Raw genomic sequence first — 26653 nt, forward strand, 5'->3', positions numbered from 1 at the left:
TTGTAGTTCACCAATGAACGGTTGCCTTCATTATATTTAATAGTCAACTAATTAATATTCAACGATCATGGCAACATTTTGCCACCCAGCACCGACAGTCCAGAACAGCACTTTGTCACCACGTTCAATCTGTCCTGAGGCAATAGCTCGGTGTAATGCAATGAATGGACTGCTCGTGGATGTATAACCGAACTCATCTCCGATGTACACCGCAATTTCATCCGCAATCCCAATGTTCGCCGATACCGCACGAATATTGGCAATAGACAGTTGAGAGAAGCAAGCGGCTTTAATTTCACTCGGTGCTATTTCATTACGCGCGAGCAACGTCCGAATAGACTCGGAAGCGGCATCTACACAGATGGAATCATCGAAAGGTGTGAATTTCACGTGAAAAGCACCTGCGTCTACTCCGGTTTTACCCAGCTTCGCTAATCCTTCAGCAGGAAAGAGAGAGTTACCATACACACACGTATCTGTCTGATAGATGGAGTCAATGAAACCAACACGCTGCTCCTCGCGCTCCACGATTACGGCTGCTGCAGCATCTCCGAAGTTAGCAAAGTATACTGGATCATCAGGGTTCGCATGAGGAGCTATATAATCCGAACCGATAATTAGAGCGCGGCGGATTCTTGGATTGCCTAACATCTGGCGGCTAACCTGTTCGAAGGCTGCGGTCATTCCAGCACAGTTGGCATTGCTATCGATACAGATGGTATGAGAAGCTCCGTTAATCAGACGGTGAATCATTAAGGAATTCGTAGGGAAGATGTACTCTGGTGTTTGGCTTGCATAAGCAATGAGGTCAATGTCTGCACCCGTCAGTCCAGCCTTCTCAAGAACATTGCTAGCCGCTTCGAACGCCATACTAAGTGAGTTCTCATCCTCATTGTCAATCTTATAACGCTGATCGCGCCCAAGTGCTTTTAACAAACCACGAATATCTACACCTCTTGCATCAAAATGTTCAATATAAACGTCATTGCCCACTTTGTTTGACGGATGATAGATATCGATGTCTACAATACGAATTCCGGCCATCTTCGTTCTCCTCCTGTGCGGGACGGTTTATCCAGAGCTTGTCCGCCTGGTATTTTAAGTAGTTGTTCAAAAAGTCCGCTTTTGATTACGAAGGATGCCTGACTGCATCTCAGCGTCGAATATGGGATTCAGTCGAAATAAGTGGATGCTTACGGAGCTTGTTTCCTTCGGAAACATGTAGTTGCTCACCTAGTTTGCCTACGCTCCGCTACTCCATTTCTATCTTCACCCCATCTTCTCGGTACTGAAAACCGTCCTTTTTGAACTTGCATTTTAAGTTGTCACAGTAGATATGATTTCGAGGTTGTCCAGACCAACCGCACGGCCGAGTCGGGATAACTGCATTTTAAGAATAGAATTATTCTCAAGGGTCAGAACAATTTTTTTGTACCCGTCTTTTTTGAACATCGCGAGGCAGCCTTCAAGCAATGGCACAATATCTGGAGCAGTAACGTTCAGCTTTTTGCAATCAATATTCAAGTTATACTCTTGGGTGTTAATCGGAGCAATGGTATCTTGATACGCAGAGATCGAACGTAATCCGTCTTCCTGTGAAAATGAACCTTCTAGCTCGATGTTTAATACCTTGTTTGCTGCATCCGTTTTAAGAATAAAACTTCCCATGATTGTTCTCTCCCTTTTAATGAGTTAAGGCTATCCCGAAGGATAATTTAACCATATTATAAAGGGATTGATGTAAGAAGATCAATAAAAAAGTCGAATCATGTATAAAGATGTAGAAAAGTGAATTATTGGATTTCCTCGAGTGTCGCGAGCAAGATATTAAACGCGCTGATGATACGTGGTGCGCCAACACATGGAGCCAAATGTAGCAGAATTCCTTTGAGTTGCTCGACGGTTATTCCAACACTCAGAGCCATCGTATAATGCACGCCCAGCTGCTCATATTGTCCCTGTGTAATTAATGAAGAGATGATCGCAACTTCTTTCCACTGATCTGTTATCGTGGTACGTTGAAAAATATCCCCGTAGGCTGTCCCCATAATGAATTCAGCCAATTCAGGAAACTGTTCCTTGATCGGATTCAGCGCACGTGCACCATACTCGCCAGATAACTTGGCAAAACGTTCTAATCCCTGATTTACGTGTTCACTCATCGCTGTTCCTCCTAGTTCAAATTAAGTGTACGATGGGCTGTTGGTGGAATTTCATCACGATCCGTAAGCAGTTCAATGACCGTAACTTGATTTAATTGTTGGGCTTCCTTAAGCGCAACATTGAATTCAGCCTGCGTCTCTGCTCGGAAGGCCACTGCGCCAAGAGATTCTGCAAACTTCGCTGCATCCATTGGAACCTCGAATAATGTGCCATCGATCCGGCCTGTTGTTTTTTGCATACCTTTGAGTGCCATGTCCAATTGCTTGTTGTTCACCACGATAAAAATCACGGGGAGCTGGTTACAGACAGCGGTATTAATCTCAGTCCCTAACATCATGAAGCAGCCATCCCCTGTAATACATACGATTGTTTCTTCAGGCGCAGCTGCTTTGGCTCCGATTGCCATACCGATGGCATTACCCATGCAAGCGAAGTAGGCATCGAATACGAAACTTCCTGGTTTCTTGACTTTGTATCGCTGAACCGCATGGAATCCGTGGCTACCATCATCCACGAACAAGGTGTGGTCATACGGAAGGATATCGCTCATGTTCTCGAGGACAGATGCCAACGATAACTGAGATAATTCTGGAAGCGGAAGGAAGTAATCCGCAGGTGGTAACGCTCTGTTCATTGCTTGAAGTTGTATTGTATGTTCTGTGAGGTTCCCAAGAAGGTGGTTCATATTATCTTTAAGATCGCCGGAGATATGTAAGGTTTGTGAGTTTAGAATTTTACCAACGAAGGTAGGGTCGCTATCAAACTGGATTAGGTATGCCGGATGATTCTCTGGCTTAAGGTTACAAATCGTCATATCACTCAAACGAGAACCTAGCACAATATATAGATCACTCTGATTCATCAGATCATCCGCATGTGGGAAACCTCCGACTCCACAAGGGCCATGATATAACGGATGATTCCAGGCGATGGCACCTTTTCCACCAGGTGAAGTGATGACGGGAATATGAAGGAGTTCGGCAAGCTGTAACAGTTCATCATGAGCATGTGCACGGCCAACGCCCTTGCCAGCGATAATTAATGGATGTTTGGATTGTTGAATTAAGGGGAGAACTCGGTTTAGATTAGTAACACTGATCATAGGCTCAGGCTCGGGAAGGATGATTCGGCATTGTTCCACAAGTTCGGTCTGTACATCAAACGGAAGGCAAAGATGAACAGGGCCTTTGTTTGGACCTAGTGCGATGGAGATCGCATGATTAAAAAGGGTAGCGAAGTGGTCTCCACGCTCGACAAGCTTACTGAATAATGTGGCGGGTCTGAACATCTCAGCTAGATCGGCCAAATAAGACGAGGAATCCTGGCATTGGGGAAGTCCCAATTCTTGAATGGACTGATGTCCGGTAATAAATAGTACAGGTAGGTTGTTCGCCTTCGCATGGGCAGCGGCGGTTAATAGATTGGTTCCGCCTGGACCTGAGGTTGCAAATGCTACACCCAATCTCCCAGTCTGAAGTGCATAACCCGATGCGGCGAATCCTGAACTAGATTCATGGCGTCCAGGGATGAATTCCAGTCCATAATCGACCATCTTCAACGCAGCAGGGCAAATGGATTTTCCGATAATTCCAAAGACATGGGTCACGCCTAGATTACGCAGAGCTTCCGCTAAATAATCTGCAACGGTTCTCATTTGGGCACCTCGCTTCATGAAATAGGTTTTTAGACCCAAAGGTCTGATTCCTTTTTTTGAGAGCAAATTACGGTATTAGGTTGTAATAGGAAATAAATGCTTGATACTAGGAAGAGTATCTTTTTTTGTGGTTTTTTGTCAATAGATTTTTAAGATTATTAATTTTTGATTCTTAGGCTGGTAGCGCTTAAAGTCTTACTACAACTCACAAAAAAATATAGTAAAATATAACTGGAACAAAATACCTATTATTTTCTAATTACATTTAATGTAAAATAATGACTTAAAATGATGGTTTTCAACTGAATTAAACAGAAAAATAAGAGCGAGGCTTCACTTTTCGTATCTACGCAAAAAGGAGTGGCGCTGTATCACTTTCTGGTATACTAGAATTCGATTGGAGTGAACTCAATGAAAAAGATTAAAATGGCTGTCATTGGATTAGGTAAAATGGGCTTACATATGATTCATCAAGCCAAGAATGAACAGCACGTAGACGTAGTGGCAGTATGTGATAGCAACGAGCAATCTCTTGCGGATTATACAGCCTCGAACCCTGAGACAAGTACATATACGGATTATCGTCGTTTGTTAGATGAACATGAGATTGATCTGGTATACGTTGCGGTACCACCCAAATATCATTATGGAGTAGTGATGGAGGTGCTTCAGCGTGGAATCCATATCTTCTGTGAGAAGCCTTTAGCTAACAGTGTAGAGGAAGCCGAAGCTATGCTTGCTGCAGCTGAGCAGTCAGGTGTGCTCCATGCGATCCATTTCTCCATGCCTCATGAACCAGCAGTGCTTCAATTGCAGAAGCTAGTACAGGAGGGAAGTACGCTTGGTACTATTCGTAAAATTGAACTGGTTCTCCGGTTCCCGCAATGGCCGCGAGCTTGGCAACAGAATCCATGGATTTCGACCCGGGATCAGGGTGGATTTATTCTAGAAGTGGGTATTCACTGGATTCATGTGATCCAGACGGTGTTCGGTGGACTGAACGTCATAAACAGTCAGGTGCAATATCCCGATCATTCGAACGGTTGCGAGAGGGAAATTCATGCAGAAATGCAGCTTCAAGATGGCACTCGGGTAGAGATGAACGGAATCTCACACTTTGCGGGTGAAGAACGTGTATCTATGGTGGTGTATGGTACGGAAGGAACAATCGCGCTGGAAAACTGGGATCAACTGATGAGTGGGCGGATTGGAGAGTCACTAACACCCGTAACCGTTGATGAATCGCTGAGTGAATTACCTGTACTGAAACATGTAATTGCACGTGTTCAAGACAAGCCGGGCAGAATATATGATTTCAGGGATGGGCTTGAAGCGCAACGGATCCTGGAGGCACTTCGAAGTAAGTAACCTAAGCGATAAGAATAAATAACCGATAGGATACTTTCTGGATCTACTGAATCAAAAAAATGAATGTCTCAGAAGGCATTTCTTCCCTACACAGTGTCAATGTGATCCAAAATTACAAAAAAAGAAGCAGTTGCCGAATTCAGCAACTGCTTCTTGTATTTAGTTTCACTAAACGATAGTTCTCATTTCCTCATTATGCAAGTTTGAATCGGTTCACGAGCTCATCCAGTGCATCGGACATTTGGTTCAATTGTTTGGATGTGTCGGTCATTTCTTGCAAGGAGGCTAATTGTTCCTCGGTCATGGCGGATACTTCTTCGGTTGCTGATGCAGTGTCTTCCACAACAGCGGATACGGCATGAATAGAAGACATAACAGCCTGACTGCCTGCTGTGAGCTCTTCCACCACAGCGGAGATGTCCACCATTTCCCCACTTAGATCATGAATGTGTTCTGTAATATTAGCAAAGGCATGTCCAGCATCCTCTATTGTTCGTAATCCTTCTGTGACATGAACAGTATTGGAGTCTACGATCTGAACGGTGTTATGCACACCTGCAAGTACAGTTTCAAGAATGCTTGTAATATGTTTGGCTGAGGTAGCGCTTTGATCTGCCAGGTTGCGAATTTCGGTGGCGACAACAGCGAACCCTTTGCCATGTTCTCCGGCGCGCGCAGCTTCAATTCCAGCGTTAAGAGCCAGGAGATTGGTCTGTCTAGCCGTTCCTGAGATCGATTCTGCAATGGAGATGACCTGATCAGACATTTTAGAGATGTCATTAATAGACTCCTGAACGGAGCGGAACGATTGTTCAATGGTTTCCATTTTACCCACTGCATTATTAATGCGTCCTTGTCCATCCAGTGCGATTGATTCGGTTCTTACAGCACGTTCAGCAACATCAGCTGTAGAAGCGGATACTCGGTTAAGTCCAGTCAGCGATTGCCCCATGGCAGCGACCATCGTTTGTGTCAGAACGACTTGTTCATCTGCGCCTTCAGCAACTCGTTCCATGGCGGTGGCAACTTCCTTACCTGCGGACAGGTTATCCGACACACCTTTATCCAATCGATCTGAAGCCGTACTCAGGATGCTGGCATTGTTCTGAATCTCAAGCATCATTTGTTGCAATCCGAGCAGCATTGCATTAGCTGCATCTGCCAATTCGCGCGTCTCATCCTTCATATGGGTCGCAATCCGGAGGGTTAGATCTCCGTTAGATGAGCCAATGTCGTTCAGTGCGCTGGTGACGCTACGAATATTTTTGACAATAGAGCGGGACAGTGTCAGAGCTGCAATGATCGAAATCAAGGCAACAAGGATGAGCGCACCGTATAGTTCGATGTTGAGTAGCTCGTTTTTTTGTTTGAGTGCTTCAGTGCGTTGTTCGGTCAACACTAGCTCATTGGTGCGAAATGTTTTTAGTGAATCCCGAATTTGATCCATATCCTGCTTACCAGGATCATTCACGAAGAACGCTTGCAAGGTGGACGTGTCGTTAGCTCGTCGTGATTCAATAACTGGTTCACCCGCAACCTGTACCCAATTGTTTATTACATTATGTATGTTCTCAAGTAGGGCGAGCTGTGCTGGATTATCAGCAATGAGTGCTGCGAGCTGTGAGATGATTGTTTCCTTCTGTTCTAAACCCTCGGTGTAAGGTGCAAGATAACTGTCTTGTCCGGTAATGACATATCCTCGTTGACCTGTCTCCATGTCCACCATCGTTCTTTCCAACTCATACGTTAAATCATGTACTTTCATATCGTGATCGACCAAGAAATCCAGCTCCCGTTGGAGTTGGCTAATACTATTTTGGATCAATACAATAGAACCGGCTAGAACAGCCAGCACGAGCAAATAGCCCAAACCAATCTTGTAGAAAATTTTAAAGGTTCTGCGCTTTACCATGTTTGTTATTCCTCTCTGTCGGGTATATATATTTGTCGAAAAAACAGGAAAAACACTAAATTAGGACTTTAGATGTAGGGTCTGGATGACTATTTTCAGTATTATACTTAAACTAAATCATTTTGTATATAGTTTGTTTACTTTATGTATAATGTTATCTGCTGAGTTGTATAACGTTCGCGGAATGTGTTTTACAATGTTCGGTTTACACCTGCAAACGTTTATGTTTATCATGGGGAGGGAACGATTCCGAATACATATCCCAATCCGAAAGGACGCTTTGATATGACAAAAGAAAAGGTATTGCTTAAACCGGAAGCAATGATATTTGATATGGATGGCACACTATTTCAGACAGAGACGCTGTTGTTGCCTGCTTACCACCAGTTGTTTGATACGCTGAGAGCAGAAGGACACTTTGAAGGTGAGACCCCTCCAGAGGAACGGATGATTGGAAGTCTTGGTATGTTACTTGAAGATATATGGAAAGTAGTTATGCCTGAAGCATCGGAGGCGGCACATCGTCGCGCGGACGAATTGTTGCTTCAATTGGAGATTGAAGGTCTGGATCAAGGGGGTTCTACACTCTATCCTCACGTGAAGGAGACTTTAACAGCGCTCAAAGAGCAGGGGGTGCGGTTATTTGTTGCGAGTAATGGACTTGAGGATTACGTCAAAGGTGTAGCGTTTGCCCACGAGATCATGCCTTTGTTTGAAGGCGTGTACAGCGCTGGTCAATACAAAACCCCTTCCAAAATTAATCTCGTTCAGATCTTGCTTGAGAAACATCGGATTCAAGATGCGTGGATGGTGGGTGACCGTTCATCGGATGTAGAGGCAGGGAAAATGAATGGACAGACCGTTATTGGCTGCGCTTATGCTGGTTTTGGTAGGGATGAAGAACTGGCGGGATCGGATGTATTGATCTCTGATTTCACAGAACTACTTCGTCTGTATAAGGAAGCAGAATAACCGTATAAAACATTTAACATATTTATTGTTGTTAACAAGGTATAACCTGCATTTCCAATGAAGTTTCGTTGGAGGTGCTGGTTTTTTTGTTTTAAACTCCTCATATTCTTTCACATTCTTTCCCATTCACTCAATTCATTCACACGCTTCACATTTCCATTCACTCATCCACATTCACTCAGTTACATTCTCCCCTGTAAAAAGTGGATTTCCCCATCCCGCTTCACACGGTGATCGCTCTATACTTCTTGCAAAAGCAAGTAAGGGGGTCAATGTTGATGAAGCCAAAAAAAGTGCATGCGTACCTGTTCATCTTTCCCAGTTTATTTCTAACTCTCGTGTTTGGGGTGTATCCCCTCATATGGGCTCTACGTTATATGTTCTACGATTATCAAGGCATTGGTACGCCCGTATTTATTGGACTTGGCAACTTTGCCCGCATTATGCGGGATACACAGTTCTGGTCAGCTGTTGGCAATACGGGAGTCTATGCATTAGGTAAACTTGTGGTCACGATTCCGCTAGCTCTGACACTCGCCATCATCTTGAATCGCAAATGGAGAGGGCGTTCACTGCTAAGAGCTGTGTACTATCTTCCAACCATTTTCAGTGCTTCAGTTATGGCGATTGTATTCTTTATTATTTTTAATTCGTACAACGGAATATTGAACCAACTACTGGTGAAGTATCATGTGATCTCTGCCCCGATTGGCTGGTTAGATGCCGATCATGCCATGATGACGACCATAATTATTGCGATCTGGGGAGCTGTGGGGAACTATATGCTGCTGTTTATTGCCGGTCTGCAGAGTATTCCTGAAGAACTGTATGAGGCGGCATCGCTGGACGGAGCGAATGAGTTCCAGAAGCTTAGAAATGTGACGATTCCACTACTCGGTCCTGTGCTGCAGATGATTATTATGCTGGCGATTACAACCGCACTCAAAGGATACGAGAGCATTATGGTACTAACCGAAGGAGGCCCGTATGGCAAAACGGAAGTGATGTACTTGTATCTGTTTAAATTGTTATTTCCGATATCCGCTGATACACAATCGCTCCAGCAACTGGGTTACGGCAGTGCAGTAGGCTTCACTACAGCCATCATTGTAGGTGCCGTCACACTCATTTATTTCTGGATATCCAAGAAGCTTAATGATGTTTATTAACAGCAGACAGGAGGAACGGACATGTCACAAACGGTCATAAATCCGAGTATTTCACCTAAGTGGGTTCAAGGAATAAAGCGAACACTACTCACTATTTTTCTGCTTATCATCGCTGTCCTGTCGTTGTTTCCGATTCTATTAGTACTGCTAGGCTCGTTCAAAACAAATCAGGAATTAACGGGCGGTGCAACGATATTACCTAAGGTTTGGCAGTTCTCTAACTATGCTCAGGCATGGCAGACAGCCAATTTCTCAGGATTTACGCTCAATAGTGTCTTTGTTAGCGTCACTGCAACAACAGGAATGCTGTTAGTTTCATCCATGTCTGCCTATGCCGTGGATCGCGTGAACTTTAGAGGGAAGAAGGCGTACTCCATTTTGATGGCATCTACCTTGTTTATATCCATCGGAGCTGTGGTTCTGCGTCCGCAATTTGATCTGATGGTCAAATTAGGCCTGAATCATACCCTATGGGGTGTCATCATTATTTTAATTAGCGCTCATGCCGCGACGTACTTCATTTTAGTGGGCTTCTTCAAAAGCATCCCGCGTGATCTAGATGAGGCAGCCATGATCGATGGCTGTAACTTCTACACCGTGTATTGGCGCATCATTCTTCCATTGCTTCGCCCCGGTTTGGCGGTTGCAGGACTTGGAGCATTTCAGAGCTCGTGGAATGAGTATATCTTGCCTTTTGTGTTCACGATGAACAATCCCAATTTGCAGACCTTGCCTGTGGGCTTGGCGAATCTACGTTATGGCATCGGGGCTGCTGCTGAGGTTCAACTTATGATGGCTGGGGCGTGTCTATCGATATTGCCACTGCTCGTTGTGTATATCTTTGCGAACAAATCCTTTATGCAGGTGACATTAGGTGCGGTCAAAGGCTAGGCGTAATCTCCTTAAAATGGGAACGGTATTATGGGATATTCTGCTGTGCTATACTCTTGTTAAAATCTCCAGTGGCAGAGCTAATCCGTATCCGAGGAGTGAACGCCGATGAACATGAACTTCTATAAGATGACTCTGAAAAAAAGGATACAACTGTTGTACATTTTCCTGGTTGTATTATGCATCAGTGTAACAGGAATTAGCTCGTATCTCTTCGCTGCACGAAGCATTGAACGAAACGCGCTTGAGTTGAAGCAGGGCATCCTGAATAAGTCAGTTCAGGTAATGGATGAACATTTAAGGCACATCGTGGTATCTTCATATTCGTTTATGCTGAATGACACCTTTACTCAGGTGATGCGAGATGTTCGCAACAATAATGCCTCCCACTATTATCAGAATCTATCACTACTGCAAACGTCATTTACGCAATTGAAGCTTGTAGAGCCCTTAATTGATACGACCTTTTTAACAACACCAATTGGTGATTTTTACTCAACCAAAGATGTACCGAACCGGGATGATGGATTTGCTAAGGAGTACGGGCAGCTTGTGAAGCAACAGGGCTGGAATACAATGTGGTTTGGTTCGCATCCAAGTCAGTTATTCCAGGCGAAGGAACATGTGTTGTCACTGTTACTCAAACCGATTGTGGTTGATAATCACTCCTTGTCTAACGTTTATATGGTGGTCAATATGAAGGAAGAAGCGATGAGGGATATTCTGGTTCAGGACTTGATGAATAATTCAATTGAATTGTTTTTGCTGAACAAAAATGGGTCACAGGTTATCCGGTCAACCTCCCAGGATGTGAGTTACCTAACCGACCCTGAATTCAGCCGCGAGATCAGTCGTGGTACAGGCGGGGATTTTAGATATACGAGTAGTCAAGGAGAGGACATGCTCATCAACTATTCTGCATTATCAATGAATGAGGACTGGGTGATGGTCAGTGTGCAGTCCAAATCAGATTTATTGTCTCCACTGCGGAAGATTCGTTGGTTAGTTATTGGGATTATGGGTTTCTGCATCGTGCTCGCCCTAGGGCTGTCGAACTTGCTGGCATCTGCTCTGCTCAAACCGCTGAATAAGCTGCGTCGTTTAATGGTTGAAGTACAATCGAACGATCTGGATGTGCGCTTCCGCAGCAAGTACGATGATGAGGTCAGTGCGGTGGGGTATCGTTTTAATCGAATGCTGGATCAGATCCAGGTTTTGTTTGAGGAGGTACGGGTAACCGAGCGGGATAAACGACGTTTCGAAGTGAAAGCGCTTCAAGCACAGGTTGATCCTCACTTTCTCTACAATACGTTAAATACAATGTTCTGGAAAAGTGAGAGTGGTGAGAAAAAAGACGTTAGTGAAATGATCGTAGCATTGTCACTGTTGTTCCGACTCGGGTTGAATGATGGGAAGGACATGACCAATGTAGAACAAGAGATTAAGCATGTAGAGCAGTACCTACAACTTCAACAACAATGTTATGAGGATCTATTCATTTATCGTATTGAGGTGGGTGATCCATCCTGTTATTCCGTAGAATTATTGAAAATATTACTGCAGCCTTTAGTCGAAAACTCCATACTGCACGGATTCCGTGATAAGGATGAGCTCGGCGTCATTGTAATCAGAATTAATCGAGATGAAGACATGCTGACACTTGAAGTCACTGATAACGGTTGTGGCATGGATATGGCTGAGGGGCAGATCAGAGAAGGAGTCGAAGGTAGACGTCAAGGATATGCACTTGGGAATCTCCATGACAGATTAAGCCTATATTACGGAGATGCCGCTTCAGTTGTATTTGAGAGCAACATAGACGTCGGAACGACGGTTACCATCACGATTCCAATCATCTGAGGAGGGGTAGTATGGATCATTTGACGGTATGTGTCATGGATGATATTCAGGCGGTTGTAAAAGGCATATCTTCGACCATTGCTTGGGAAGAGCATCAGGTGAAAATTGTAGGTACAGCCAACAATGGCGAACAAGGGTGGTTCCTACTTAATGAACAAGAGCCGGATCTTGTCATTACCGATATCAAAATGCCCCGCCTCAGCGGTCTTGAATTGATGAAACGGGCATCCGATGCAGGGCTGCGCACCAAGTTTATATTCATTAGTGGGTATTCTGATTTCCGTTATGCCCAAGAGGCGATTAAACTAGGTGCTTCCGATTATTTGCTCAAACCGTTTACCCCTGATGAAATATTAGGCGCAGTGCTCAAGGTAAGAGAAGTGATTGAAGGTGAGCAGGCACAGTCGAGGCAGCTTGAACAATTGGAACAAAAGGCGGAGAGCAGCAGCGTGCATATTCGTCATAGCTACCTTCTGGGACTGCTTCGTCAAGAGGTTGGTGGTTTTATGAATGAGAATCGTTGGGATGAACTACAGATCGATCTCGATTCTTCGAATCTTCAGCTCATGGTGATTGAAGTCGACGGGTATACCCGGTGTGAAAATACAATACATCTGGATGCCGAGATCGTGCCTTTTGCGATCCAAAATATTGTGGAAGAGACGCTGAATCGCCACACCAGAGGGGTTGTATTACGCGAGAGCAGATACCGGCTTGTGGCGATGTTTAATACACCAGCATCCATGACAGCTCCAGAGCTGCTGGAGGAATGTCGGCTTAATGTGGAACAATTCAGTAAAAAGACGATCTCAATCGGTTTGGGCACGATTGCCCGAAGACCTCAGGAGGTGTGGAGTGCGTATGCACACGCCGATAAAGCCATTGCCTACCGCTTTTATAGTGAGGGTAACTGCATCTTCCAATATGCAATCGTCGAACGTCAGGAGTGGATAGCACCTGCTTACCCTTTGGAGAAGGAGAAGGAACTCTTTTATGCGCTCAAGTGTGGCAATGAGAGCACCTGTCACCGGATCATTGATGATATTTTGGATGAATGGCAGTTTTCGGAGGGATATCCTGAGCCACTTACTATGATCCGTTTGTTGTCCGGACTCGCGTTCGCCATCTATCGTGCTTTTTGCGATGAAATTACGGAGGAAGAACGCATGCGTTTAGAAGCTGACCTGATGGTGCTGGAGGCGATGCGCTCGTTGACATTTGACGGTTGGAAAGGGTACATCAAGCACTTTAGCAGCATGGGCTGCGACATTATGGATAAGAAGCGGCTTACGGATGTGAAGCAGGCCATTCATAAAGCTCAGGAATTTATAAGTATGAACCTGGAAGAGAACCTGACGTTGAACCTTTGCGCTCAGTCGGTTCACTTAAGTCCTAGTTATTTTGCCAATGCATTCAAGAAAGAGACCGGCATGACCTTGATTCAATACATTACAAAAATGAGGATGGAGAAGGCCAAGGAACTGTTGGTCGCAGGCATACAAGTACAGGAGATCTGTCAGATGCTGGGTTACGAGGATCGCCCGTATTTCAGCGGATTGTTCAAAAAGTACTGTGGTATGACACCTACGCATTTCCGTCAAATGTATCTGAATTAATGAATGCAGGGAACATCATTTGTCCCCCATTCATAGTTATAATGTCCCTCACTTCATCAACGGTAGAGCGATTATCATTACGTTATCGGGTAACCTGAGAGGTTGTCCAGACAAGCATAGGGGGGCTTTTCAATGGCTAAGAAATGGATGATGACTACACTGAGTGCATTGCTCGCATTGAGTTTGGCTGGATGTTCTACCAACAATGGAACGACAGCAAGCACCGGAACGGGTGGTAGTGATGGCAAAAGTACAGAAGGGAAAACCAAGGTCATCTACTGGACGCCCGATCGCCATGATGCTGATTTTATGAAAACCAAAATTGATGAGTTTAATAAAACCAATAAGGATAATATTGAAGTGGAAATGACCGTGATGGGTGACAATTACCCTCAAGCGGTAGATATTGCTTTTGCAAGTAAACAAGCACCGGATGTGCTGCAAGTCAATGATTTTCAGACCTATTATCAAAAGGGATATCTAGCTCCAATTGACGGCTATATGAGCGAGGACATGAAGACTACGTTCAAAGACAGCCTAATCGATAATAAGAATACAATAGATGGAAAAATATATACTCTCCCGAATACAGGACAAGTGTGGAGACTCGTGTATAACAAAGATATTTTTCAAAAAGCCGGAATCACCAGTCCGCCTAAAACGTTGACCGAAATGGTGGAGGATGCGAAGAAAATTACGGACGCTGGGAAAAGTGAAGGAATCTATGGCTTTGCTAGTCCGTTCAAAAGTGGAAGCGGTTTCTGGAGAGCAGCGAACACGATCGCAGGCGCCAGTAACAATTACGGCATCGATGGCTATAACTACCGTACAGGTCAATTCGATTTTGGCATGTACAAGGATGTTGCACTTGCGCTTCGCCAAATGAGTGAGGATGGAAGTATGCTGCCAGGGGTTGAAAGTCTGGATATTGATCCGCTGAGAGCGCAGTTTGCACAAGGCAAAATTGGGATGTACATCAACCATTCCGGCGAACCAGGGGTATACAAAGATCAATTCCCTACCGAAGAGAACTGGGCTGCTGCTCCTGTGCCCACAAGTGATGGAACGATCAAGGGTGCTTCGCAAGTTATAGGTGGTTCATATATCGGAATCAGTGCAGATTCAACGCAAAAAGAAGCGGCATGGAAGTTTATGGAGTATGTATACAGCAAAGACCTTCAGAGTGAGTATTACGAAAAAGGCTATGGTATCTCCCTTATTCCAGCGGTATTAAGTTCAGGTAAGAAACCAAACATTCCTGGCATTGAAGGCTTCTTGCCGAAGCGCTATGATGCGATTTTCCCTGCGAATCCAGGGGTAGTAACAGAAAGCTCGCTGGAAGGAACGAAATGGACAGATGCATTTTCCATCTTTGTCTTTACCGGCGGCGATATCGATAATGTGATCAAAGATCTGGATAGCAGATACAATGCTGCGCTGGAGAAGACCAAAGCGGCAGGCTTAACCAATATAAGCGCTGATCCTTCCTTTGATTCCTCCAAGCTTCAAGGCAAATTATCAACAGAAGAATAGCAGTAGTGATGCGTTCAATTAAGCGGCTGGGGTTCCAAGACTCTGGTCGCTAATTCCTAAGGAGAGGGGCAAGAACTATGATATTGGAAAATGCAGCGATACCTGCACAAGTCATTAACGCAACGAGCTCTCGTAAAATTTTGGGTATGGGTGGAACATTGATGATGGTCGAGGTGAGCTTTGCGAAAGGCGGAATCGGTGAAGTTCACTCTCATGATCAGCATGAGCAGGTAAGCTATATCGTTAAGGGCAGTTTTGAGGTTCAAGTTGGTGAGGAGACACGCATCCTGAGGGCAGGGGATAGCTTCTATGCTGGCTATAACGTTCCGCACGGGGTCAAAGCACTGGAAGATTCCATCATTCTAGATGTGTTTACCCCTTTTCGTGAGGATTTCATTGAGGAGCCCCAATGAGTGATTTCTTCCTTTCGACTGTTGAACTGCATCAGGCGGCGGACTATTATGAGCGACATTTTCCAGAGGAAGCACGAAATTCGGTGACCATTGCTAATCGTGCAATCATTAATGAATTTATCGTTCCTTATACGAATGATCTCAGTCGATGGATTCCGATGGGAACCCCTGTAGATTGGCTTCATAATCCAACCAATGATCTGGAATTCACCTGGGGCATGAACCGGCATTGGCATATGATTGATCTGGGCAAAGCGTATTTGATGAAAGGCAACCCCCTATATGTGTCCACCTTTATGGCTCACCTTCGAAGCTGGAGAGAGCAGAACCCAGTACCTGCTCAATTGCCTTATGATGAGGCCGTCTTTTTCCAAAAGCCGGGTCCTTGGCGTCTGCTGGAGACTGGACTGCGGGTACAGTCATGGATATCTGCCTACAAATACATGGAGGATAGTCCACTGCTGGACGCCGACTTTCAGGCAGAATTCAGGCAAGGTTTAGAGGAACACGCCGAATACTTGACCCGATACCTAGGAAGTACAGAGATTAATCATGCCATCATGCACATGCAGGGATTATTCATGATCGCGATCTTTCATCATACCCACCCAAGAGCTGCATATTGGCGGCAGGTAGCGATGGAACGATTGGAGCTGTGTCTGCTTCACCAGATTAACTCAGAAGGAATACAAATTGAACTGACGACTCATTATCATAATGCGAGCATTGAAATGTTTGGAACACCGTATTTACTAGGGAAAATAGCGGGTCATCCTTTCTCAGCATGGTATGGTGAAAGTCTACGCAAAATGGGTGCGTTTACCGAAGCATTAATTCGGCCAGACCATCAATCAACCGGGATTGGTGACTCGGACTGGATCAGTGATGGAAGGCAGCGCTTAACCCTGCTTGGTGCCATTCTGGAGGACGATCATTGGATCGGTCGAGGGACAGAAAGCTCCGAATGTCTCTGGCTTCTCGGTGCAGATCAGTATAAACGTTGCACGCAACTTCAGGTAGCAAGTACACCTTCGTTGTCGAGCAGTGCGTTCCCACAGACAGGGTACTATGTGATGAGAGACCATCATCAATATCTCTTCTTGGATGCTGCTTCAATGGGCGGAGCACACGGGCATGCAGACGCGCTGAACATGGAGTGGATGTGGGGCAAGCAGCTTATGTTCACAGACACTGGACGTTATACGTACGAAGAAGGGGAATGGCGACATTATTTTAAAAGCACACGAGCCCATAATACGATTACAGTGGATGGGCTAGATCAGACTCCTTACGTATCCACACAGCAATGGGGTGAGCCTGAAGCGGTAGCTACAACATTCCGTTGGGAGAGCAATGACTGCTATCATTTTGTGGATGCGTCGCATGACGGGTATACCCGCCTAGCTGATCCGGTTACACATCGCCGCTGGATTATGTCAGGCGTAGACGTTCCTCTGCTCTTCATCGTGGATTGGCTGGATGCGGCAGAAGAGCATGTGTTAGAGCAACATTTCCACTTGCATCCAGATGCTCGTCTCACATGGGAAGGGGAAGCAGCTGACGAGCGAGTAGCTCAAATGACGTATTCAGGAACGAATACCACGCTTTCCATGCAGTGGGTCACAGCAGGTATAGCAGAACATGCATTACAGCTGACGGAGCATACAGGCTGGGTATCCGAAATATACGGCTCTAAACTTGAAACCACCGTCATTCAAGGCAAAGCTGCTTTTACAGGTTCAATCGGCATACTTACGATATGTTTGCCAGCGAATCAGCAGATCGATCAGGTAACACAGGTAACCTCGTGTAGACTTAAACCTGAGCGGATGCAAATCGAAGTAGCATACAGGTATGGTGACGAAAGTGGGGTTATCGTTATTGATAACGACACTGTGCAATGGACGGCAGAAGAGGATTCCATTCCATCCCCATGATTGAAACGAGTGGAGTTAGAACGGTGAGAAGGAGTGGATGTTCACGTAAGTGACATTCACTCCTTCTACTGCATTCTAACATTTATCTGGTTTTCCGGACTTTTCTCATCCGTGTACTTTTCTTCACCGTTGTTATGATGCTGCGTTCTTTTCGAGGGATGCCTGGTTTCTTATTGCGGTACACCCACAATGCGTAAGCCAGAGGTTGAGTGATGGCTTTTTGATAGATTTCACGTTCACCAATACGAGCAAACACCTCACGCGCTGGCTTGGGATTCACCTCAAGCAGATAGATCCGACCACTCTTATCAATCGCTAAGTCTAATGCAAGCTCGCACAGATCCCCATACGTATCTTCTAGAAAGGAAGCTACATCAATGCCGAATTTCTCGGCAGTTGTATGGATCTCAATTCGCTGATCTTCATCCGATATCCATTGCTTCATCAAGCGGTTCATCGCTACCGCCTGCCCCCCGCCATGCAGATTGGACGTTACACTTTTCTCGGCTCCCATTCGTCCAGCACAACCAGTCAGTTCCCATTGTCCCTCGCCGTTCTTCTGAACAAGCATACGGTAATCATGCACACGCCCGTTGGGAAGCTGAAGCTGGATACCTTCTTGAACCAAATATTTATCTTTCATATTCCAGTGTTGGAGCAGGGAACCCAGTCGAGACAAGTGCACTTTACGCGGTGTAATAATTCGCCTCTTCTGATCTCGTCCCTGCACCAAGACCATATTGGATTCACTTTTGATTCGTTCAATACGCAGAATGCCACGTCCACCGGTGCCATTAATCGGCTTGAGATAGATGAGAGCAGCACTTTTCAACATGCGATTCACGTCGGACATATCCTGGAACAGGATCGTTTCTGGCAGATGCTCGCGAAAGGCAGGTTTCCCAGACAGTGTCTGATGAATCGTCCACTTGTTGCGTAGTGGACGATTCAGAAAAAGGAGATGCCCGTATTTTTCACGAAAAGCAAGGAGCTGTTGAAATCGACGATTACGCTGTATCCGACAACGATCGAAGATCATATCGGGGAAAGGACGCCACTCTCTGGACCAACCCTTCTCCGAATGAAAGACCATTGCTTCAATCTGCTTACCTCCCGGATGTACATCCGCAGGTGTGAATACATATATGTCGAGTCCCCGCTTGCGTCCTTCGAGGATCATCCTGCGATATATGCTCCGTTCTTCTAAGGCTCGGTGTTCGTTCAGGTACAACGTCATAATGCCTAGAACAGGTGAGGACACAAACAATCACCTTCTTTAGCTTTTATTCCTTTCCAGTATGTCTTTCGAATAGATGTTCAAAGTGTACTTTTTGAACAACCTCTTCCATTAACGTTTGGACTGACGGGCAAGATAGGCACTGTAGTGGAAAATGCGTTCCAGCGACCTGCGTCTGATCTGTGGTTCATCGAATTTCATAGGCTTTGCATTAGCTTCAAAAAACCAGATCTCGCCGAGATCATCCACCCCAAGATCCATGGACATCTCGCCAAGGGTATGCCCCGATCCACGTTCGACTTGCCTAGCAATCATCAGCGAGGTTGATTTCACCCTCTTCATTAGCGTGGTGCTTAACTCCTCACCGAAGAGCTCAGTCAACAGCTTTTCGGGATCCTCCACACTGCCTCCGCGAGGGACATGTGTCGTGATGCTGCGGGAACCGGCCAACCTCGCACCGACGCCCGTAACACTCCATTGACCTTTACTATTCTTCTGCACAAGTACCCGGAGATCGAAAGGGCGTTTGCGTGAAGATGCGAGTTCAATGCCTTGCTGCATAATGTACGGGGTATGACCCGTCTCTCTACGGATGCGAGCCCACAACTTGGCGAGTGTAGCAGTTTTGTATGTGGTGCTTTTTCTAGAACTTTGGACTTTGAGCCGATAAGGGAGCCGATCCTTCTCTTGAAACTTGAGCATCATGATGCCTTTTCCCGCTTTGCCGCTTTCGGGTTTCAAGTATAGATAAGGATAGGATTTGAGTACTGTAGCGAGTGCGGATGCACTGCGCATACGGCGAGTATAAGGTATTAGGTTTTGAGTCGATTTCGACTTCTTGAGCCATTCAAATAGATTCCACTTGTTGAAGAAAAAAGGATTATATAACTCGATCCCAGATTCCATGCATTCAGCGATTTTACGTTGAACCGACGGTTTGCGCTCATCCTCCCGGTTCGGTATGCGATTATACAGGACATGGGGAAGTGGGAAGGACTGTGAAGTCCATTTTCCACTTCCTTTGTTGTAGATGTAGCCCTTGACGGTGGAGCCAGCCACATTCAGATCGCGGACAGTCACGATGTAGACCACATACCCCATACTTTCTCCGGTTTGAATAATGTCTTGAAAATTTTGATGATTTCCCCTGAACATCCGTTGATCATCATGCATCGTCAACACGGCAATGACAGGTTTAAAATCATCGTGAAGGCTCATCAAATGTCGTCCTTCTTCCGGAATTTGCTCAAGTATAGGCAATGTTCCAAGATGTGCTCCACTGATGATTTTCCCTCCACTCGGAGTGAAGGGTGACGGAAAATGGAGCGTCCGGGTTTGGCGTTCGCTTCGAACATCCATACATGTTCCTCCTGATCAATGCCCAGATCAAAGCCAATCTCACCAATCAAATGCTGGTGCTGGGTTTCAATCGCCTGGGCCAGTGTAATAGCGACGGATTTGGCCTGCCCTAGCACTTCTCCCGCGCGGTCACCGAAGTTACGGCTGAGCGCCTGCTCAGGGGTCATTAGAGAGCCGCCGTTTTTGATATGTGTTGTTACGCTACCCCGACCTGCCTTCTTGGCGCCGATACCTACGACGACCCACTGATTGCTGCCGTTTTTGTGCATGTGAAAACGAAAATCAATCGGGCATTCATCGATTTCAATAAGACGGATTCCCTGCTGAACGACGTAACCACGGAGCTGCTTGCCATGTCTGCCTTGCAGCATCCGCATCAAGCTATTGAACGAGCCAAAACGCAAAAGTGCATTGCCGCTTTTTTTGCGATAACGTGCGAAATATCCCCGTTTGGGCGAGTAGGTCAAACGATAAATCCCGTTGCCGAGACTTCCAGCCGTTGGCTTATAATAGACAAATTGATGGCGCTCGAGCATTTCTTTCATTTGCTCCACAGTCGGATTCGTAATGGATTCAGGAATATAACGCCCTGCGGACGGATCATTCTCCAGCAATTTATAGATATCCGATTTGTTAAAAAAGCTCCAGTTGAAGAAAGGAATTTTTCGGCGGATGAACCGTTCGCGCAACTGGTTAATCGCAGGCGAAAAATCGGAACGTCGGCTCGGCAACCGATTATATACAACATCCGGCAACGGTACGGTTTTGCGTACAAAGCTACCATTTTCATTCAGAAAGTATCCGGATACCGTCTCATTTGACCAATTGATATCTCGTGGTGTGAAGGCATAAATATAAGATTTACGACTTCCTTCACGAAGCAATTGTTTGATAAAGCCGGTACGAGAACCGAACGGATTCGTACTGGTCGCTGGTCCGTCAGACAATACACCGATCAGTGGTCCAAGTTGAACCTCATCGTTCTGCAGGTTGCGCAAGTAGATGCTCCCACGTTTGGGGACATTCATCAGATTGCGGATGCCTGAGGCGAGATAGAGGTGTTTCCCCGCCTTCTTAATAGGTTTGATCGTAGCAGGTACGCGGTCTCGACCAAATCGCAGATGTATCGTTTTTTTACCAGACAGATTGAGGCTCTTCATTAATGCGTTGGACACATATACCACCTTATCCGGCTGTTGAGTGAAATGCAGATTGCAAAAGGTCAAACTCATGATTTATCCTCCTATCCTGAAAAAGATCCTTCGGCTCCATGGCAAGCGGGCGCTGCAGGCCTTAGCCGCCGTGAATCGGGATGGGTTTCAGGCCAGCTTTGCTGGATGTATTCGGCATTTTCATTGTTGGACGGTAGACGTCCGTGAGAACATGTTGTTGCAGCAAATAACGAGCATAGGCAAGTGGTTCGGTATACGTCAGTGTATGCATCTGCGGATTATCCGCCATTGCGAATGCGGATCGGCCTGGTTTGGAATTCACTTCGAGCAGCCAGAGACGACCGTCAGTGTCTGCTCCGAAATCAATGCCAAGTTCAGCCAGCCGACCGAATCGGCTCTCCAGCAGCGGAGGAATTAGAGTAGCCGCCTGCTTGATCCTCTCCAGCAAAATAGCGGTATGAGATGAACCATATCGATCCATCAGATAAGAATGCACAGGATGTGCTGTACCTCCACCATGTAAATTAGAAGTGAGTGATCCTTCGATACCTTCTCGCACCATACATCCGGTCAGGGACCATTGCCCGTGACTATTTTTTTGTACTAGGGCTCGAATATCGAATGGATGCCCGTGATGGCTTAGATTAAGGTAAGGCTGCATAATCATGCTGTGGCGGGTCATAGATGATTCGACCCAGTCATGTACCGATTGATACGTATACAGTGAATAGCTAAACCTCTCATTGTGGGAGTCACGACCATCTACGATCCAAGAACGGCCTGCTTCTGAAATGAGTCTGAAGGTATCCCGTCCGTGAGTTCCAGCCACCGGCTTAAAGAACAGTCCTGATGACCAGCGCTCTAACCAAGGCTCCCACTTCACACCGGGTTGTAGGAGGAGCGTGGGCGTCAGTAAGGAACGCAGCGCCGGTTCGTGGGATAACGCCCGGTGCACCTTCCATTTGCCAGGTAACGAAGTTGACCAGTAACGCGGTCGCTGTCCACTAGTTGACCACACAAGATGGTGAAGCTGTTGTCGTATTTGTTTGGGGATAGGTCGTAAGCAACGATCCATTAGCAGATGAATTTCGGGAATAGGAGCTTTCTTCCATACTCCGTGCCGGTACACATATCCATGTTTAGGCAGTGTGCATGTCATCTCACTCGATATGACGAGAACGAATATATTGAGATTAAACTTCGGACTTTCCAAACTAAGACGCCTACAGAAGAGTTCATCTGCGAAGGGAGAGGTTGCTTCCTCGCCACGAACCAGTATCGCCATGGTTTTGGGCGGATGCCATGGGAACATTGCTCTACACCTCCTGTTCTAGATGACTCTTCAGAATCCGGCGAGATAGCTTGAATATTCCAACATCGCTTTGACCGAAGGTCGGATTTTGCTCTCGCTTAGCGGTGTATTATCATTTTTGGATGGCTTCGAGTTGACTTCCAGCAGCCACACACGTCCTGTGGTATCTAGGGCTAAGTCAATCCCGAGTTCACCAAAATGAGCGGGAATTGCTTGCTCAATGCCTTTCGCAATATCCAGTGCAGCCGTGTGCAGCCCAGCGTAAGCTGAAGCTTTGGCAGCACTGGACAATGCCGTTTTGGCGACAGCTTCCTTGACGGTGCTTAGACTCCCGCCTCTTGCCAGATTGGAGACATAGTGACTTCCACCAGCAATGCGGGCAACAATGGAAGTGACACTCCATTTGCCCACTTTGTTTTTCTGCACCAGAGCACGGAAGTCTACAGGTCTGCCGCTATTATCGATCAAGGTCAGTCCCTGCTGAATCTGGTAACGAGTTGTTTTCATTTTTCCAGACAGACTGGCATACAGTTTATCCAATGAAGTATAGGTCTGCTTACGAGTGCCTCCAACGCTTGTAGCTAAAGTGAGGAAGCTTCCATCGTTCTGGCGGGATACTCGAATGATCCCTTTGCCTAGAGAGCCGCGAACAGGCTTAAGGAAAACGACGGGATATCGGTTGCACATCGCTTTGAGCATAGAAGAAGTTTTGAGCAGATGAGATTCCGGCATCACTTTTTTGAGCGTTGTGATGGACTTCAAAGCATCGAACACTTCATTTTTGTCCAGAAATTTTTCATTAAAGGTTTGCGTACCGTAGAGCGATTTTACTTCTTTCATGAAATGCTGTACGCTAGGTTTGTTCTCAAGCTTACGGGACGTCAGCCGGTTATTGACGACATCTGCTACAGGCAGAACGGTCTTTTTCCAGCCGTCATCGTACACCCAGCCTCGCATTTGACCCTTGATCGTTCCAATATCCTCTGGCGTAAAGAAGGATACATAGGCGCCTTGCTTCCGGCAGGCGTTCACCAGTTCATGACAGAACATCGTGATGGAGCCGAAGGGTCGATCAGGCTGATCGGGGTAATCCTGGCTTACCAACACACTGATGAAGGGACCAAGGCGCAGCGTGCGACTGGCTGAACGATAAGATACGCTAAGCACAGAGCGGGGTACAAGGCCAGTTTGGCTGGCTACCGTCTGATTGATGCGTAGACCGTCATAGCGAGGAACCGGAATGACGGTAACTTCACGGCGGAAAGAGCCAAATTGTAACTGAAGCGGCCTTCCCGAAGGGATCTTTAATGCTTTGAGTACCCCTTCGCCCAGCATGATGACGTCGTCCTGCAAGATGCCCGAGCCGGTAACCTGAATCGTTACTTTTTTTGTGGACATCACGGATCTCCTTCCGGGCGGCAACTTGATGTCTGATCTCGAAATTAAAGCGGCATCTGAAAACATGGCATGTGCTTCATCATATGAGGACATATATCCCTTGGTGATTGACCCATTTGGATTAAATGCAATTCCTTGGGGTCAGGTGATGGAGGGCTTGTTTTGACTTGCCTTGTTTGACAGTAGTTATTTACGTGTATTAACACGGATGAACGTTGCGATGAGAATGTGATGAACAAATGAACAACAACTCATATCCGAGGAGGAATTATAGTGAACATTTATGACAAAGCCAATGATTTGGCGAAAGCCCTGAGAGAAAGCAACGAGGTAGAGGAAATTACCTCTGCAATGAAGTTGATTGAAGCTGATCCAGAAGCAAAACGTATGTTAGATGGCTTCCGTGACCAGCAAATGGAATTGCAACAACGTATGATGAGCGGGGACATGCCTGCACCAGAAGAGATGGAGAAAATGGAAAAGCTGTTTGAGGTGCTGAGCCTTAACCTGAACATCCGTCGTCTATTTGATGCTGAGCGTCGTCTGAGTGTCATCATTGAAGATGTGAACAAAATTATCGCTGATAGTCTTGGTCACTTGTATGGTGGCTCAGAAGCATAAGTGATCTAGCAGCTCCACACGCGCGTATACACGTCAAGTTATGACTATACGAATGTATCCCTAACGATTTGTCCAAACCTTTCATATTACAGCAATCCGGTTCATAGACTAGACATATAGAGTCGATCAAGAACGAAGGAGCTGTGAATAGTGAAAAGGTTGAAAAAAGCAAAACACGTGATCTATCTCTTAGTTGCCTTGTCTATGCTAGTTATTGCATTACCGCGAATTTCCTTCGCAGGTGGAATGGACTGGGTGAACATTTTTGGTATCGTGTGGGTGCTATTCTCCATGTTAATCATCGGTGCTCACTTACATTTCATTCTGGGTGTAGATGAAGAGAAGAAGCGTGCTCTTGAAGCGGTTAGACGCGCCAAGTTGCGGCAATGGGAAATGAAGCTGTTGGACAAGCAGGAACAGAGTAAATCGGTGTAGAGATTGTTCAAAAAGTCCGTAATGGATCAAGCATGGTTAGGTCGTAGTGCACGACTTGGAGCTACTGTGGAAAGGCCGTATTCTCTTCTAGAGTGAAGAGATGCGGTCTTTTTTTGCGATCTTTTTTGAATTTAATAAGGTGTGCATGATCTATTAAAGAGGTTGTATACATAAGGAGACACGATGGGGTTATTTTCCTCTGCTCGTGTTATAATAGATACAGAATAGTACAGATGCATCTTCGGGGGTGGTACAGTTTGGACGGACAAGAAGAGAATGTAACGAAGCATGAACAACTGCTACAGCATATCGAACAATTGAAGGTTGGTAGTAAAATATCTGTTCGTGGATTAGCGCGAGAGCTTGGGGTAAGTGAAGGTACAGCATACCGCGCGGTGAAAGAGGCAGAGAACTTTGGGATGGTTGTGACCAAGGAAAGAATCGGAACCGTTCGAATTGAGAAAAGACCTCGGGGCATGACAGAGCAGCTTACTTTTGCCGATGTGGTTACGATTGTAGAAGGACATGTGCTCGGCGGCAGTGACGGACTTGCCAAACCGCTCCATAAATACGTGATCGGTGCTATGAAAGAACAAGCGATGGCTCGTTATATTGATGCAGGCAGTTTGTTGATTGTTGGTAACCGTGATAATGCACACTCACTTGCCCTGGAGCAGGGGGCTGGTGTATTGATTACTGGGGGCTTTGGAACAAGTCGTGAGGTGCGTTTGTTGGCTGATGAACTTGGGCTACCCATTATCTCTTCCAGACATGATACATTCACTGTGGCCTCTATGATCAACCGAGCAATCTTTGACCGACTGATCAAGAAAAAAATCATGCTGGTTGAGGATATCATCGGTCAGAAACCACGACTTCAGGTGCTTAAGGTGACCAGTTCTGCGTCTGATTTCCACAAGCTGGTCGGAGAGACAGGAGAACATCGCTTTCCTGTGGTGGATGAATGGAACCGTGTTATTGGGATTGTGAGTCTCAAAGATGTGAGTGAATTGAAAGAAGATCAGAGTATTGAGAAATGTGTAGTACGCCGCCCGGTTACGGCCTCACTGCAGACCTCTCTCGCTTCGGCTGCTCAGATTATGACCTGGGAGGGAATTGATTTCCTGCCGATCGTGGATCGGAACCGTAAATTGATTGCTTCCGTGACACGCAAAGAAGTCCTTCAGGCGATGCGGGATGCTCAGAAGCAACCCCAGCTCGGGGAGACCTTTGATCATCTGATCTGGAACGGATTCGCCGAAGAACGCGGAGAGCAGAATGAACTGATGTTCCATGGATTTATTATTCCGCAGATGGCGACGGATCTTGGAACAATCTCAGAAGGGGTTCTCCTTAACATAATGACACAAGCCGGACGCCGTGCTGCATGGGACGTGACGGGCAATGACCATGTTGTGGATAATGTGACTACCTATTTCGTCAGACCGGTGCAGATCGAAGATCAGATTTTGGTTCGTCCGATTATTTTGGAGACAAGCCGCCGTACCTGCAAAATGGACATTGTGATTACACGTGATGGAAGTGTAGTATGCAAAGCGGTCATGACCTTACAATCCATTGATCATGCGTAGTAGCGTCGTGGTTACTATTATTGGGTGGAATGCCAAAAG

General features: G+C 46.0%; 22 protein-coding genes. 12 read left to right on the plus strand and 10 right to left on the minus strand.

Translation table 11 applies throughout. The features are described from left to right. Nucleotides 1-51: 51 nt before the first annotated feature. The 4 genes from V6W81_RS09445 to V6W81_RS09460 form a co-directional block, all read right to left on the minus strand. Nucleotides 52-1044 carry a 3-oxoacyl-[acyl-carrier-protein] synthase III C-terminal domain-containing protein gene (locus V6W81_RS09445; protein ID WP_338542845.1) on the minus strand — a complete coding sequence of 331 codons (993 nt, stop codon included), beginning with the start codon at nt 1042-1044 and terminating at the stop codon, nt 52-54. A gap of 273 nt (nt 1045-1317) precedes the next feature. Next, a complete protein-coding gene (locus V6W81_RS09450; protein ID WP_145047832.1) occupies nt 1318-1668 on the minus strand; it encodes a hypothetical protein in 351 nt (116 codons plus the stop codon). Nucleotides 1669-1793: 125 nt separating this feature from the next. Further along, nucleotides 1794-2162: a carboxymuconolactone decarboxylase family protein gene (locus V6W81_RS09455; RefSeq protein ID WP_338542847.1), complete on the minus strand. Its 369-nt coding sequence runs from the start codon at nt 2160-2162 to the stop codon at nt 1794-1796. An 11-nt stretch (nt 2163-2173) separates the two neighbouring features. After that, nucleotides 2174-3817 (minus strand): thiamine pyrophosphate-binding protein, encoded by a 1644-nt coding sequence (locus V6W81_RS09460; RefSeq protein ID WP_338542850.1) that lies wholly within the window; start codon nt 3815-3817, stop codon nt 2174-2176. 411 nt (nt 3818-4228) lie between these two features. On the opposite strand from V6W81_RS09460, the gene V6W81_RS09465 reads away from it, so the two are divergent. Further along, nucleotides 4229-5185 carry a Gfo/Idh/MocA family protein gene (locus V6W81_RS09465; RefSeq protein ID WP_338542852.1) on the plus strand — a complete coding sequence of 319 codons (957 nt, stop codon included), beginning with the start codon at nt 4229-4231 and terminating at the stop codon, nt 5183-5185. A gap of 193 nt (nt 5186-5378) precedes the next feature. On the opposite strand, the gene V6W81_RS09470 is transcribed toward V6W81_RS09465, so the two are convergent. Continuing rightward, nucleotides 5379-7097, minus strand: coding sequence for a methyl-accepting chemotaxis protein (locus V6W81_RS09470; protein ID WP_338542854.1), 1719 nt, complete (start codon nt 7095-7097; stop codon nt 5379-5381). Nucleotides 7098-7382: 285 nt separating this feature from the next. Here V6W81_RS09470 and V6W81_RS09475 point away from each other — a divergent pair, with 285 nt between their 5' ends. The 8 genes from V6W81_RS09475 to V6W81_RS09510 all read left to right on the plus strand — a co-directional run bounded on the left by V6W81_RS09475 (nt 7383) and on the right by V6W81_RS09510 (nt 17488). After that, nucleotides 7383-8069 carry an HAD hydrolase-like protein gene (locus V6W81_RS09475; protein WP_056698291.1) on the plus strand — a complete coding sequence of 229 codons (687 nt, stop codon included), beginning with the start codon at nt 7383-7385 and terminating at the stop codon, nt 8067-8069. 278 nt (nt 8070-8347) lie between these two features. Continuing rightward, nucleotides 8348-9238: a carbohydrate ABC transporter permease gene (locus V6W81_RS09480; RefSeq protein ID WP_056698288.1), complete on the plus strand. Its 891-nt coding sequence runs from the start codon at nt 8348-8350 to the stop codon at nt 9236-9238. Between the two features lie 21 nt (nt 9239-9259). Beyond that, entirely contained in the window at nt 9260-10129 is an 870-nt protein-coding gene (locus V6W81_RS09485; RefSeq protein ID WP_056698285.1) for a carbohydrate ABC transporter permease, read from the plus strand. Nucleotides 10130-10237: 108 nt separating this feature from the next. Beyond that, complete coding sequence (locus tag V6W81_RS09490; RefSeq protein WP_338542858.1) at nt 10238-11989, plus strand: cache domain-containing sensor histidine kinase; 1752 nt, start codon at nt 10238-10240, stop codon at nt 11987-11989. An 11-nt stretch (nt 11990-12000) separates the two neighbouring features. After that, on the plus strand, nt 12001-13605 hold the full coding sequence (locus V6W81_RS09495; protein ID WP_338542860.1) for a response regulator: 1605 nt from the start codon (nt 12001-12003) through the stop codon (nt 13603-13605). A 132-nt stretch (nt 13606-13737) separates the two neighbouring features. Continuing rightward, nucleotides 13738-15138, plus strand: a complete 1401-nt coding sequence (locus V6W81_RS09500; protein WP_338542862.1) for an ABC transporter substrate-binding protein — start codon at nt 13738-13740, stop codon at nt 15136-15138. Between the two features lie 77 nt (nt 15139-15215). Beyond that, a complete protein-coding gene (locus tag V6W81_RS09505) occupies nt 15216-15551 on the plus strand; it encodes a cupin domain-containing protein (protein WP_145047822.1) in 336 nt (111 codons plus the stop codon). Then, nucleotides 15548-17488, plus strand: coding sequence for a heparinase II/III domain-containing protein (locus V6W81_RS09510; protein WP_338542863.1), 1941 nt, complete (start codon nt 15548-15550; stop codon nt 17486-17488). Before V6W81_RS09505 ends, V6W81_RS09510 begins: the two co-directional genes overlap by 4 nt. 82 nt (nt 17489-17570) lie before the next feature. On the opposite strand, the gene V6W81_RS09515 is transcribed toward V6W81_RS09510, so the two are convergent. The 5 genes from V6W81_RS09515 to V6W81_RS09535 all read right to left on the minus strand — a co-directional run bounded on the left by V6W81_RS09515 (nt 17571) and on the right by V6W81_RS09535 (nt 23966). Beyond that, nucleotides 17571-18749 (minus strand): YheC/YheD family protein, encoded by a 1179-nt coding sequence (locus V6W81_RS09515; RefSeq protein WP_307215795.1) that lies wholly within the window; start codon nt 18747-18749, stop codon nt 17571-17573. An 87-nt stretch (nt 18750-18836) separates the two neighbouring features. Then, nucleotides 18837-19943 (minus strand): YheC/YheD family protein, encoded by a 1107-nt coding sequence (locus V6W81_RS09520; RefSeq protein ID WP_145047820.1) that lies wholly within the window; start codon nt 19941-19943, stop codon nt 18837-18839. Next, complete coding sequence (locus V6W81_RS09525) at nt 19943-21316, minus strand: YheC/YheD family protein (protein WP_145047819.1); 1374 nt, start codon at nt 21314-21316, stop codon at nt 19943-19945. Before V6W81_RS09525 ends, V6W81_RS09520 begins: the two co-directional genes overlap by 1 nt. A 61-nt stretch (nt 21317-21377) precedes the next feature. Further along, nucleotides 21378-22568 carry a YheC/YheD family protein gene (locus tag V6W81_RS09530; protein ID WP_338542864.1) on the minus strand — a complete coding sequence of 397 codons (1191 nt, stop codon included), beginning with the start codon at nt 22566-22568 and terminating at the stop codon, nt 21378-21380. Between the two features lie 30 nt (nt 22569-22598). Continuing rightward, nucleotides 22599-23966 (minus strand): YheC/YheD family protein, encoded by a 1368-nt coding sequence (locus tag V6W81_RS09535; RefSeq protein WP_145047817.1) that lies wholly within the window; start codon nt 23964-23966, stop codon nt 22599-22601. 273 nt (nt 23967-24239) lie between these two features. Here V6W81_RS09535 and V6W81_RS09540 point away from each other — a divergent pair, with 273 nt between their 5' ends. From V6W81_RS09540 to V6W81_RS09550, 3 genes are all read left to right on the plus strand, one after another. Continuing rightward, the gene (locus V6W81_RS09540; protein ID WP_145047816.1) at nt 24240-24587 is read left to right on the plus strand and encodes a YlbF family regulator; all 348 of its coding nucleotides are present in this window, start codon (nt 24240-24242) and stop codon (nt 24585-24587) included. Nucleotides 24588-24737: 150 nt separating this feature from the next. Further along, nucleotides 24738-25022, plus strand: coding sequence for a hypothetical protein (locus tag V6W81_RS09545; RefSeq protein WP_145047815.1), 285 nt, complete (start codon nt 24738-24740; stop codon nt 25020-25022). A gap of 257 nt (nt 25023-25279) precedes the next feature. Further along, entirely contained in the window at nt 25280-26614 is a 1335-nt protein-coding gene (locus V6W81_RS09550; protein ID WP_338542865.1) for a DRTGG domain-containing protein, read from the plus strand. The last annotated feature ends 39 nt before the right edge of the window (nt 26615-26653 follow it).

It is taken from the genome of Paenibacillus tundrae (genome assembly GCF_036884255.1).
Lineage (GTDB): Bacteria > Bacillota > Bacilli > Paenibacillales > Paenibacillaceae > Paenibacillus.